9 protein-coding genes are annotated in these 12,323 nt (G+C 70.1%); 3 read left to right on the forward strand and 6 right to left on the reverse strand.

The features are described 5' to 3' along the window. A partial coding sequence (locus tag VFS34_12855) for a hypothetical protein (protein ID HET9795337.1) occupies nucleotides 1-778 on the forward strand: 778 nt, incomplete at its 5' end. 177 nt (nucleotides 779-955) lie between these two features. Here the strand turns inward: VFS34_12855 and rpoD are convergent. From rpoD to rpsU, 4 genes are all read right to left on the reverse strand, one after another. After that, a complete protein-coding gene (rpoD, locus tag VFS34_12860; GenBank protein ID HET9795338.1) occupies nucleotides 956-2,614 on the reverse strand; it encodes an RNA polymerase sigma factor RpoD in 1,659 nt (552 codons plus the stop codon). Continuing rightward, nucleotides 2,614-4,392 carry a DNA primase gene (gene dnaG / locus VFS34_12865; protein ID HET9795339.1) on the reverse strand — a complete coding sequence of 593 codons (1,779 nt, stop codon included), beginning with the start codon at nucleotides 4,390-4,392 and terminating at the stop codon, nucleotides 2,614-2,616. The genes rpoD and dnaG overlap by 1 nt, the downstream gene beginning before the upstream one ends. A 64-nt stretch (nucleotides 4,393-4,456) precedes the next feature. Beyond that, nucleotides 4,457-6,775 carry a Smr/MutS family protein gene (locus VFS34_12870; protein HET9795340.1) on the reverse strand — a complete coding sequence of 773 codons (2,319 nt, stop codon included), beginning with the start codon at nucleotides 6,773-6,775 and terminating at the stop codon, nucleotides 4,457-4,459. 19 nt (nucleotides 6,776-6,794) lie between these two features. Continuing rightward, complete coding sequence (rpsU, locus tag VFS34_12875; GenBank protein ID HET9795341.1) at nucleotides 6,795-7,001, reverse strand: 30S ribosomal protein S21; 207 nt, start codon at nucleotides 6,999-7,001, stop codon at nucleotides 6,795-6,797. A 151-nt stretch (nucleotides 7,002-7,152) separates the two neighbouring features. On the opposite strand from rpsU, the gene VFS34_12880 reads away from it, so the two are divergent. Both VFS34_12880 and VFS34_12885 read left to right on the forward strand, forming a co-directional pair. Continuing rightward, the gene (locus VFS34_12880) at nucleotides 7,153-8,349 is read left to right on the forward strand and encodes a hypothetical protein (protein HET9795342.1); all 1,197 of its coding nucleotides are present in this window, start codon (nucleotides 7,153-7,155) and stop codon (nucleotides 8,347-8,349) included. Then, nucleotides 8,346-10,502 (forward strand): transglycosylase SLT domain-containing protein, encoded by a 2,157-nt coding sequence (locus tag VFS34_12885; GenBank protein ID HET9795343.1) that lies wholly within the window; start codon nucleotides 8,346-8,348, stop codon nucleotides 10,500-10,502. Before VFS34_12880 ends, VFS34_12885 begins: the two co-directional genes overlap by 4 nt. Before the next feature lie 59 nt (nucleotides 10,503-10,561). On the opposite strand, the gene VFS34_12890 is transcribed toward VFS34_12885, so the two are convergent. Together VFS34_12890 and VFS34_12895 are read right to left on the reverse strand one after the other, a co-directional pair. Further along, the gene (locus VFS34_12890; protein HET9795344.1) at nucleotides 10,562-11,938 is read right to left on the reverse strand and encodes a deoxyribodipyrimidine photo-lyase; all 1,377 of its coding nucleotides are present in this window, start codon (nucleotides 11,936-11,938) and stop codon (nucleotides 10,562-10,564) included. A 70-nt stretch (nucleotides 11,939-12,008) separates the two neighbouring features. Next, on the reverse strand, nucleotides 12,009-12,323 hold a 315-nt coding region (locus VFS34_12895), incomplete at its 5' end, for a hypothetical protein (protein HET9795345.1).

Consider the following 12,323-nt stretch of genomic DNA (forward strand, 5'->3'; position numbering starts at 1 on the left):
GAGCGGCCGGTTCGTCGCCGCGGGGTACTGCTGCGGCGAGGGTGACAGAGTTCTTCGGGTGTGGGACATTGAAACCGCCACGACGCGGGCATTCGACCTGCCCCGCCCGCCCCCGGTCTCCGGCGCGGCGGCGATCCAGAGCAACCCGGCCGGCGGCATCACCAGCCTCACGTTCAGGGGCGAGTCGACGCTCTACAGCACCGCGTGGGACGGCGTCCGGCGCTGGGACCTCGCCAGCGGCCGCCAGGCGACGGTCTTCGCGGCGCCCCCCGGCGGGGTCGACGCGCTCGTCCTTCCCGACCGGGACCTCGTGCTGACTCGCTCGCTGGCAGGGGACTGCGCTCCGATCGTCGTCCACGATCTTGCCGGCCGTTCTTCGCGGGAGCTTCCCGCGTTCGGAGCCTGCGTCGAACAGGTCGATGTCGATCCCGCCGGAAAAATCCTCCTTGCCTCCGACCGCGACGGCATCCTTCGGATCGGTCGGCTCTCTGGTGGAGAGCCGCACCTCCTCGTCGGCCACAAGGGACCGGCGGCCGCGCTCATCTCCCCGGATCGGAAGTGGGTCGCCTCGACCGGCGCGGACAACACGCTGCGCCTCTGGCCGGTGCCGGACCTCGACAAGCCGCCCCTCCACACGCTGCCGCAGGCCGAGCTCGTCGCGAAATTGAAGTCGCTCACGAACTTCCGTGCCGTGCGCGACGCGAAATCCGCGACGGGGTGGAAGATCGAGACCGGCCCCTTCCCCGGCTGGAAGAACGTGCCGACGTGGCAACCGTGACGAGGGATCGGAAGGGAGCTCAGCGAACCGTTTCGGGAAACGGAAGGAGTCCGGGCGGGAAATCCGGCCGAGTTGAGCGATGCGGAGCGCTCGCTCGAACTCGGCGAAGGGAATGGAGCGCCGGCAGGCGGTCCCGTTCCCCGTCGGGAAGCCGGCGCCCGGAGCACCTGAGCGCTTTTACCGGATCGTCTCCAGAAACGGCCGCAACTTCTTGGATCGGGACGGATGCCGCAGCTTCCGGAGGGCCTTCGACTCGATCTGCCGGATCCGCTCGCGCGTGACGTTGAACGAGCGGCCCACTTCCTCGAGCGTGTGTTCGGATCCGTCGCCGACGCCGAAGCGCATCTTCAGAACCTGCTCCTCGCGCGGCGTGAGCGACTTCAGGACCTTCCGTGTCTGGTCGCGGAGGTTCGAGACGAGGACCGCCTCGATCGGCGAAATCGCCATGCGATCCTCGATGAAGTCGCCCAGGTGCGAATCCTCTTCCTCGCCGATCGGAGTCTCGAGGGAGATCGGTTCCTGCGCGATCTTCATGATCTTCCGGACCTTGCCGACCGGCATGTCCATGCGCTTGGCGATCTCCTCCGCCTCCGGCTCGCGGCCGAGCTCCTGCACGAGCGAGCGCGACGTGCGGGTGAGCTTGTTGATCGTCTCGATCATGTGCACGGGGATGCGGATCGTCCGCGCCTGGTCGGCGATCGCGCGCGTGATCGCCTGGCGGATCCACCACGTCGCGTAGGTCGAGAACTTGTAGCCGCGGCGGTACTCGAACTTCTCGACCGCCTTCATCAGGCCGATGTTCCCCTCCTGGATCAGGTCGAGGAACTGGAGGCCGCGATTCGTGTATTTCTTGGCGATCGAGACGACGAGACGCAGGTTCGCGACGATCAGCTCGTGCTTGGCCTGGTCGGCTTCCTCCTCCCCTTCGCGGACGGCGCGGAGCGTGCGCTTGACGTCCTCGTGCGAGAGGCCGAACTTCTTCTCGAGGTCCCGGAGGGTCTTGCGGTACTTCGCGATCCTCCGCTGGTAGAACTCGCGGCGCGTCGCGTTCTTTTCCTTCTTCACCGTCGCGGTGTCCTGCCGGATCATCTGCTCGGGCACGGAGAGCTGCCGGTCGACGTCGCGGAGGATGTTCAGGAGCCGGATCAGGATCATCGGCGTGAAGTCGATCGAGCGGACCCACTTCGCGATCTCCGAGACCTTCTTGTCGGATGCCGCGAGCGTCTTCGCCTCGAGCTTCGACGCCTTCTTGACGGTCTTCATCCGCCCGGCGAGACGCTTGAGATCGGCGTCGATCCCCGCGATCTTCCGGAAGGCGGCGAGGATCTCGTCGACGCGCTTCGACAGGCGCCCTTCGGCCAGCTCGTCGGCCTCGAAATCCTCCTCGTCCTCGACGACGGGCACGTTCCGAGCGGCCATGTTCTCGGCGATCTTCAGGATCTCCTCGAGGATCTTCGGGTTGTTCGAGAGGGCCCGGTAGATCTTCGACTCGCCCACCTCGATCCGGCGCGCGATCTGGACCTCGCCCTCGCGGTCGAGGAGCTTGACCGTGCCCATCTCGCGCAGGTACATGCGGACGGGATCGTTGGTCTTCTCGACCCCCTCGGAGACTTCCTCTCCCTCGGTCGCGCTTGCCTTCCGGCGGCCCGCCTTGTCGCCGTCGGTGATGACCTCGATCCCGAGGTCACCGAGGCGCTGGTAGACCTCGTCCAGCTCGTCCGGAGTCGTCGCGAGCTCGTCGGGGAGGGCCTGGTGGATCTGTTCGTAGCTGAGATAGCCCTTCCCCTTCCCCTGCGCGAAGAGCGAGCGGACCTCCGGGTATTTTTCCTCGATCATCAACAATTCTTCCTCCGTGCGCCTTCACGTCCCAGATCGTGGATCTGCTGCGCCAGGGCAGTCTTGGAACGAGAAAGCCGGTCGATTTCTTCCTTGTCGCCCCTCGTCTCCGCCGCGACGATCTCCTGCTGAATCGTGGCGGCGCGACGTTCGAGATATTTCCGAGTCAACTGATTGATGTAGCTCGAGATCGCTTCGGACCCGCCGGGCGCCGGCTCGTCGCACGCGAGCTCCGAGAGGAGCGCCCGTTCGTCCTCAGAAGCAAGATGGGTCGCCAGAACCGAGAAATCAAGGGGCTCGGAGTCTTTTTTTTCCTCCCGCAGGGAGACGAAGATCGAACGGAGCCGGGGATCGGACAGGCACTCCGGATCGAGGTCCCGGAAGGCCGCGACGGCCTCCTCGCCGCCGTTCAGAACCGCGCTCAAGAGCCGCCGTTCCAGCGCCGGGGGCGGCACTCGGGAGGACGGTTCGCGAGCCTCTTTCGTTTCCTCGACCGGCGCGGCGCGCACTCCCGTCCCCCGCTTCCAGAGGACGTCGGCGGGAATTCCGGCCCTTTCGGAGACCTTCCGGACGAACTCGTACCGGAGCACCCGGTCCGGAACGCTCTCGAGGATCGTCAGGATCCCGTTGATCGCTTCCCCGCGCGCTTCGGGCGTCGCCTCGGCCGCATCGAGGTCGCCGAGGAGCCAGTCCACGAAAGGGGCCGCGCCGTCGACGGCGCCCCGCACCGCCCCGGCGCCCGATTCGCGATAGAGATCGAACGGATCGATGCCGGCCGGCATCGGCGCGACGCGGACTTCGAGACCCTCCCCCAGGAGGATCGGGATCGCGCGCCGTGTCGCGTTCTTCCCGGCGGTGTCCCCGTCGTAGCAGACGATCGCCCGGGGAGCGAGGCGCCGGAGCTTTTCGGCCTGTCCGCGGCCGAACGCGGTCCCCATGCTCGCCACGGCGTTCCGGCAGTCGGAGAGCCAGAGCGCGAGATGGTCGAAATATCCCTCGACGAGAACCGTCCGGTCCTCCCGGCGGATCGCGTCCCGGGCCGCGGGGAGTCCGTAAAGCAGACGGTTCTTCGCGAAGATCGGCGTCTCCGGAGAGTTGAGGTACTTCGGCTCTTCTCCCGCGAGCGACCGGCCGCCGAACCCCACGACGTGCCCGCGCTCGTCCCGGATCGGGAACACGAGGCGGTCGCGCTGCCGGTCGTAGGGCCGCTTCCCCTCGACGCCGGGCTGGAGGAGACCCGCCTCGATCAGAATGTCGGGGGTGAAGGACGGGGAGAGCGCCCGCGCGAGGAAATCCCATCCCTCCGGCGCGAAGCCGAGCCCGAGCTCGCGGGCCGCTTCCTCGGGAACGGCGCGGCTTTCCAGATACGCGAGCGCCCGGTTGGGCGCCTTCCAGAGGGCGTCGACGTAGGTCTTGTGGGCTTTCGCGACCGCCTCGCGGAGCTTCTCGGACCGGTCGCCCTCGCGCCGCGTCCGCTTGGGGATCTCGATCCCGTAGCGCCGGGCGAGGATCTCGGCGGCCTCGCGGAACTCGACGCGTTCCATCTGGCGAACGAAACCGAAGAGGTCTCCTCCCGCGCCGCAGCCGAAACAATAGAAGAGGCCGCGGTCGCGATTGACCGTGAACGACGGCGTCTTTTCGCGGTGGAACGGGCAGAGGCCCTTCCAGGAATTCCCCGCCTTCTTCAGCGTGGTGTGCTCGCCGATGACGTCGACGATATCGGCGGCGGCGCGGATGTCGGCGAGGACGCGGTCGTTCAGATCGAGTGCTTCGGTCACTTCGGCACGATCATTCCCGGGCAATCCGTTCGGACGCTCATTTGAGGTCTATCTTTTCGGACGCTCATTTGAGCGTCACCACCGTCGCGCCTTCGCCCCCCTCGTTCGCCTTGCCCGCGCGATGCGAGGCGACCGCCGGATGCTTCCGCAGGAAGCCGCGGAGGCCGGCGCGGAGCCTTCCCGTCCCGTGCCCGTGAACGATCCGGAGGGTTTCGTCGCCCGACGAAATCGCGTGGTCGATCGCGCGATCGACCTCCTCGATCGCTTCCTCGACCGTCCGGCCGATCACGTGGATCTCGCGAAGCGGACCGACCGGCTCCGGCACCGTGACGGTGCTCCGCGCCGCGGCCTTCCGGGGGATCGCGGTCAGGTCCGAGAGCGGCACCGAGAGGCGCTTGCCCCCCGCTTCGATGCGCGCGCTCCCCCCCTCGATCGCGACGACCGTGCCCGTCGCGCTTCCGGCCCGCAGGCGCACCGCGTCGCCGACGCGGAGGGCCCGGGCCGTCGCCTCGACTTCCTCTTCCGCCTCCCGGACGGCGGGATCCGCCCGGCGTTCCGCTTCGACCTTCGCGAGGAGCTCGGCGGCCCGCGCCTGCGTCATCTTCTCGCTCTTGATCTTTTCGACCGCATCGGCCGCCGCCGCGCGGAACTCCCGCCGCGCGCGGTCGAGGGAATCGCGGCCTTCCGTCAGGATCCGCCGCCTCCGGGCCTCGACGTCCTCGCGCTCGGTCCGGAGCCGCTCTTCCTGCTCGCGCGCGCGGGCCAGGGATTCGGCGAGCTCCCGCTCGCTCTCGCGAAGGCGCGCGAGCGCTTCTTCCGCTTCCGACTCGAGCTTCTCGCGCCGCTGCCACGCCTCCCCGAGGAGCGCCGACGCGCGCTCGATCGTGGCCGGCGGCAGCCCCTGCTCGCGCGCCGTCGCGATCGCGCGGCTCCGGCCGAGGAAACCCGCCCGGAGACGGTACGTCGGCCGCCCGCTCGCTTCGTCGAATTCCATCGCCGCGATCTGCGCGTCCTCCCGGCCGGCGGCGAACTCCTTGACGGCGGAAAGATGGGTCGTCACGACCGCGCGCGTCCCGCGGGCGAGCAGCGTCTCGAGCGCGGCGACCGCGATCGCCCCCCCTTCCTCGGGGTCGGTGCCGCTCCCCAGCTCGTCCAGGAGCGCGAGCGACTCGGCGTCCGCGTCCCGCAGGACCTCCGCGAGCCTCCGCATCGCCGACGAGAAGGTCGAGAGATCCGACAGGATGCCCTGCTCGTCGCCGATCACCGTCGGGAACGCGAGGAAGAAGGGAAGCACGGCGCGGCGCGCGGGCAGCAGAAAGCCCGCCTGCGCGAGCATCGAGAAGAGGCCGACGGTCTTCAGCACGACGGTCTTTCCGCCGGCGTTCGGGCCCGAGACGAGGAGCCAGCGCTTGCCGGGCGTGAGCTCGACGTCCAGCGGAACCGCGTCGCGCGTTCCCGGCTCTTCGCCGAAGACGCTCCGCCGCGCCGCCGCGAGACCGCGGTCGAGGAGCGGATGCCGCGCGCCGGTCAGCGTCCAGTCGCGCTCCGAGAATTCCGGCATCACCGCGTCGCCGGCGCGGGCGAACGCTCCCCGCGCCTCGATGCCGTCGAGCTCGGAAAGGATTCCCGCCGCGGCCGTCAGATCCTCGCCGCGGGCGAGCAGCGCGCGTCCGAATTCCCGGCGGATCCGCTCTTCCTCGCGGCGCAGGTCCGACGAGAGGAGCGACAGCGCGTTGTTGGCGTCGGTGATCTCGAAGGGTTCGATGAAGACCGTCTGGCCCGAGCCGGAGCGGTCGTGCACGATCCCCCGGACGCGCGAAGCGGCGCTCGCGGAAACCGGAACGCAGTAGCGCTCCTCGCGCAGGACGACGGTCTCGCCGGCGGCGTCGGCGGCGTTGCGCGAGAGCCACTGCTTCGCCGTCTCGTACAGGGTCTGGCGCTCGCGCCGCAGCCGCGAGCGGAGCGTCTGGAGCTTCGGCGACGCGTGGTCGGAAAGCGTGCCGTCCGGCTCGAAGAGGCGCGCCGCCGTCCGGACCAGCTCCGAAAAATCGGGGAGCGCGAAGATGCGCGAGGCGAGCCGCGGCAGGTCCGAGAGGTCCGCCTCGAGGCGCCGGGTGCGCTCGGCGGCGCGCGCGACGGAGAGGAGGGGCCGGATCTCCGCGTCGAATCCGAGACCGCCCGCCGCGGCGAGCGCGTCGAGCGGGAGCGCGGGATCGTCGAGCCCCGAGATCGGAAGCCTCCCGGCGCGCTCGCGCAGGACGACGGCCTCCGCCGTTTCTTCGAGCGCGGCGCGGGCCTCGTCTTCGTCCCGAAAAGGAAAAAGGCCGCGCACCTTCGCGCGGCCGGTTTCGGTCTGGGCGAAGGAGGCGGCCAGAGTCACCACGGCCGTGAAATCGAGGGGATCAGACGCCGGCGCGGCGCTCCTCCGAGAGCTTGCGGAGCATCTTCTTGCGGGCGGCGATCGCTTTCCGCTTCCGCTTCGCGGAAGGTTTCTCGTAATGCTGACGTTTCTTCAGCTCCGAGAGGATGCCCGATTTCTCGCACTTCCGCTTGAAACGGCGGAGGGCGTTCTCAAAGGATTCGTCTTCTTTGATGTGAATCACAGGCATCGCCAATCACCCCCTTCGCTGGAAGATGCGCCCCGCGGGCGGACTGACAATGATACGGCAGGCCCCCACTTGCGTCAACGAGATCGCGATAAGTCCTTTGGTCCCTTGGGTTTCTTGACAAAGCCGCGACTCCGCGCAAATAATCGCCGACATGTCTTCTGAAGAAATTCGCCAGAAAATCGAGAAGGAAGCCCGACGCCGCCTCGAGGAGCATCTCGACGAGCTCCGGCTCGAGTTCGAACGCATGCGCCTGGAAAGCCACCGGAAATGGGAAGAGTTCCTGATGCGGCTCGACTTCCCCGTCCCCGAGCTCGTCCCGGCGGGGTCGATCCCCGAACCGCCGCCGCCCGCTCCGGCCGCGGCCGACCTCTCCGAAATCCGCGAGCTCGCGCGCGCGATCGACGCCGCCGGCAACCAGGTCGACGCGCTGAAGGCGTTTCTGTCGGCCTGCCGGCGGACCTGTGACCGGGCGGTGCTCCTGGTCTCCCGCGGCGACGCGCTCGCCGTCTGGAAAGCGGAGGGATTCTCGCCGGCGGAAGAAGCGGCGCTGCGAAACGCGGCGGTCGCCCCCGCGGCGCACGCCGAGCTCGCCCAGGCGATGGAAGGAACCCCGGTGACCGTCGGGCCGGGGTCTCCCGTTTCGACGCTCCTCTCCGCCGAGGGCGCCCGGCGCGCGCTCGTCTGCCCGATCGTGGTTCGAGAGAAGATTTCCGCCGTCCTCTATGCGGACCAGCGGGACGAGGGATCGCCGTTCGATCCCGAGGCGCTCGCGCTCCTGTCGTACCTCATCGGCGTCGCCGTCGACCGCCTCGCGACCCGCAAGATCCGCCCCGCGCCCGCGCTGGCGCCGATCCGGAGCCTCGAACCGGCTCCCGCGCCGGCGCCGCGCCCCGCGCCGGAGCCCGAGCTTCCCGCCGCCATGGAGATCGAGGAGGCCGCGGAAGCGGAGCCCGAAGCCGCGCCCGCGCCCGAGCCCCCGCCCGCTCCGCCGGCGCGCGGGATCGACTTCGACTCGACGGGCCATCCCTATCGCCCCCCGGCCGGGGTGACGCCCGGCGGGCCGCGCATCCTGCGGGGGCCGCTCGCCGCGGTCGAGGAAGATCCGCACGAGCACGCCCGGAAGATCGCGCGCCTCCTCGTCTCCGACATCCGTCTCTACAACGAGGCGGCGATCGAGGAAGGGAAGCGCCACAACGACATCTACTCGCGGATGAGGGACGACATCGACCGCGCCCGCCAGACGTACAACGATCGGGTGCCCGATTCCGTGCGCGCGACGACGAACTACTTCCACGAGGAGCTCATCCGCTCGCTCGCCGACGGCGATCCCGACGCACTCGGTTCTTGATCCGGGTAGCGCTTCTCGTCGCCTTCCTCGCCGCTCTTCCCCTCCGGGCCGACTTCGCGGAGCCGCCGTCTCCGGACGCGGACGAGATGTTCGCGCATGCCGCCGAGGCTCTCGATCGCGGCGACGCGGAGAGCGCGCGAAAGGACTTCGAGGAGCTCCTCGCGAAGTTCCCGCTCCCGGCCTGGAAGGCGAGGGTCGACCTCTTCCGCGCCCGCCGCGCGCTCGATCGGGAGGCGCCGTCGGCGGCAGTGGCGGCGCTTTCGGCCGTCGACGCCCGCGCGATCGGAATGCAGGGATATCGCGACGCGCTCCTCGGCCAGGCGCTCGAGAAGGCGAGGAAGACGAGCGAAGCCCGCGAGGCCTATCGGCGCGCGGCCGCCGACGAAAGCGCGAGGGCGGTCCGCGCTCCCGCGGCCCTCGCGGTCGTCCGGCTGTCGTCGGGACGCGCGGCGCGCCGCGAGGCGCTGGCGGCGGCGGAGGCGGCGGCATCCGCCGCCTCGCCGGACCAGCGGCGCGACCTGCTCGACGCGCGCTCTCGGATCGCCGCCGAGCTGGGCGACGACGACGCGCTCTCCCGCGCCGCGGCCGAGCTCATCCGCGACGACCCGGCACTCCTCTTCGATCGAAAGATGGCGCCCGCGCTGCTCCGGGAAGCGCGGCGGCGCCTCGGCTCCGAAGGTGACGACGTAAAACTGGAGACCGCGGAGCGGCTGGCCGCGGCCGGCCAGACGACTCCGGCGCTTCAGACGTCCGCCGAGATCGCATCGGCGCCGCTCGCGCCGGAGCAACGGCGGCGCCTCCATCTCCTCCGCGCGAAGGCGTTCGCCAAGCTCGGAAAGCTCGACGCCTCGGACCGCGAAGCGCGGCTCGTCGGCGAGGGCGCCCCGGAGGAGAGCGCGGCCGCCCTCGTCACCGCCGAAAACGCGCTTCGCCGCTCGCTCGCGCACCGCGGCCGGAAGCGCCGAAGCGGGAAGATCGCCGACCTCCCTCCCGACATCGCGCGACGCCTCGCGGAACGCTTCCACGCGGCGACCGCCGGCGATGCGACCGACGAAACGCGGATGCGCGGCTTCCGGTCGGAAGTGGCGCTCTGGGCGGCCGCCGGCGACGGCGCCGCGGCGCTCGACGCCGCCCGCCGCATGACCGCGATCGATGCAGGCGCGACGTGGGGATTCGAAGCGCTCTGGAAGCCGGTGTGGGAAGGAATCGAGGCGAAGGACTACTCCGGCGCGCTCGACCGGATTCTCGCGCTCGCCTCCGTGTACCACGAGATTTCCGCGTCGCGGCGCCTGCAGTACTGGAGCGCCCGATGCTACGAGCGGCTCGGAAAGACCGACGCGGCGACCGAGCTCGGACGCGAGCTGCCCTGCGCCGATCCGGCCGATCTCTACGCGGAATTCGCCGAGGCCTGGAAGGCGGGATGCTCCGCGCCCGCGGCGCCCGAGCCTCCGGAGCTCTCCGCGGCGTTCGCGCCGGTGGACGAGCTCCTCCGCCTCCGGTTCTATCCCGAAGCACGCCGCGAGGCGGAGCGGCTCCCCGACTCGCGCGGGAAAAAGCTCCGGCTCGCCGTCGCCACCTTCGCACTCGGCGACTTCGCTTCGGCGAGCGCCTGCGTGAAGGCCGCGTTCCCGCAGATCGGAACGGCGCTCGAGGGCGAAGTCCCCGACCAGTGGCGGCGGCTCTACTACCCGCTCGCGAGCAACGGGCTCGTCGAGTCGGCGGCACGGGAATTCGGGGTCGATCCGAGCCTCCTGCGCGCGCTCGTCCGCCAGGAGAGCACCTTCAACGCCCGGGCGAGATCGAAAGCGGGAGCGGCGGGCCTGACGCAGCTCATGCCCGGAACCGCGCGCCTCCTCTCCCGGACGGTCCTGAAGAAGCGGTTCCGCCGCGCGTTCCTCTACGACCCCGCGATCAACGTCCGGCTCGGCGCGTCGTATCTCCACCAGCTGCTCGCGGACTTCGGCAACGACCGCCTGATGGCGCTCGCCGCCTACAACGCCGGGCCGGGACGGATCCGCGGGTTCCTGCGGGATCATCCGGGGCTCTCCTCCGACGAGCGCGTCGAATCGCTTCCCGCGGTCGAGACCCGCGACTACGTGCGCCGGATATTCCTCTACTCGGAGTCTTACAAGGAGCTCTACCCGGAGAAGTAGGTTGCGGGTCGCGAGTCGCGGGTCGAAAGTCGGTCACGGACCAGCCTTGCGACCCGGGACTACGGGTCCGACTCGCGTCGGCGCGCGACGCGCCCGTACCGCCGGAGCGCCTCCGCGCGTTCGACCGCGTGATCGACGATCGGGCTTCTCGGGTCGTGGATCTCGCCGGCCGGAAGATGGGCGAGCTCGGGAACGTAGCGTCGCACGTAGTCTCCCGACGGATCGAACTTCCTTCCCTGGAGAACCGGGTTGAAGACGCGGAACCACGGCGCGGCATCGGCTCCCGTTCCGGCCGCCCATTGCCATCCGCCGTTGTTGTTGGCGAGGTCCGCGTCGGCGAGCTGGCGGGAAAACCATCGTTCTCCTTCGCGCCAGTCGACGTGCAGATCCTTCGTGAGGAACGACGCGGCGGCCATGCGCGCGCGGTTGTGCATCCAGTTCTCGGCGAGGAGCTGCCGCATCCCGGCGTCCACGAACGGGTACCCGGTTCTCCCTTCCTTCCAGGCCTCGAATCGCTCGCCGGGAGCGTCCCACTCGAGCGAGTTCATCTCCGGGCGGAACGCGCCCGAGGCGGCGTGCGGAAAGTGGAACAGGAGCGCGTGGAAGAACTCGCGCCAGCAGAGCTCGTCGACGAATTTTTCGACGCCCGCGCGCTCGGGAGGCGGAGCGTCGCGCCACCGGGCCCGGGCGCGGTCGAGCACGGTTCGCGGGGAGAGCGTTCCGAAGTGCAGAGCGGCGGAGAGCCGCGACGTCGCACCGGCGGCCGGAAAGTCCCGAGCGGAGGCGTACCGGCCGGCGCGCTCGAGGAAGACGTCGAGCGCGCGGAGCGCTTCGCGTTCCCCTCCCCGGGGCGCGCCGGGATTCGCCGCGAGGTCTCTCCAGGCGCGCACCTTCGCGATCGGCACGGACCGTCCCGGGGTCGCGGCGAGGCTCGCCGGCGCGGGACGGGGAACCGGCTTCTCCGCCGCGCGCCATTTCCTCGAGAAGGGAGTGAAGACCGTGTACGGCTTCCCGCCGGCGGCGGCGATCTCGCGAGGATCGACCGCGACGCTGTCGGAAAAGAGCCGGAACTTCGCGCCGGCGGCCTCGACCGCCCGCCGCGCTTCGGCGTCGCGTTCCTGCGGGTAAGGGCCGATCTCCTCGTTCGCATAAACGGCGGAAGCGCCCGTCGCGGCGATGAGCTCGCGAAGAGCGCGCGGCGCCGGTCCCGGCACGATCGCCAGACGCCCGCCGGCCTCGCGGATCCGCGCGTCGAGGTCGGCGAGCGACTCCCGGAGGAAGACGAAGCGCGACGGACCGACGGACGGGTCGCCGGCGTAGCGGTCGTCGAGGACGAACACGGAAAAGACCGCGTCGAAGTCGCGCGCCGCGGAAAAGAGCGCGGTGTTGTCGCCGAGACGGAGATCCCGCCGGAACCAATGGATCGCCCGGCTCATCGCCGGACCCGTGTCGCCCGGCCCGCCGTGCCGCCGCGGGACCGCGGCCCGCCGGAACCCTTCGTGCGGATCAACGCGCGCGGGCGAGATCGAGCGGCACCGACGTCCCGCGGGGCGACGTCATGGTCACGCGCGCGCGGCGGCGCCCTTTCTCCACGCGGCAACCCGCGACCGAAGCCGGGACCGGAACCGGCGTTCCATCGGTCTTCCTCAGACGGGTCACCGCCGCCACCTTCCGACACGGCCCGAGAGAGGAAGGAGCCTCGAGATCGATTCCGCGCAGCGGGATGTCGGCATCGTTGCCGTTGACGACCCAGGTCGTGGGCCTTCCGCGCAGGTCGGGCCCCTTTTCGACGTAGAGATGTCCCGGTTCGACGAGATCGTA

This window comes from Thermoanaerobaculia bacterium, assembly GCA_035717485.1.
Classification (GTDB): Bacteria; Acidobacteriota; Thermoanaerobaculia; order UBA5066; family DATFVB01; genus DATFVB01.

Excerpts from the sequence above, each read along its gene's own strand:
- rpoD (HET9795338.1), bottom strand. The coding sequence starts at position 2,614 with ATGATCGAGGAAAAATACCCGGAGGTCCGCTCGCTCTTCGCGCAGGGG.
- rpsU (HET9795341.1), bottom strand. The coding sequence starts at position 7,001 with ATGCCTGTGATTCACATCAAAGAAGACGAATCCTTTGAGAACGCCCTC.
- VFS34_12880 (HET9795342.1), top strand. The coding sequence starts at position 7,153 with ATGTCTTCTGAAGAAATTCGCCAGAAAATCGAGAAGGAAGCCCGACGC.
- VFS34_12890 (HET9795344.1), bottom strand. The coding sequence starts at position 11,938 with ATGAGCCGGGCGATCCATTGGTTCCGGCGGGATCTCCGTCTCGGCGAC.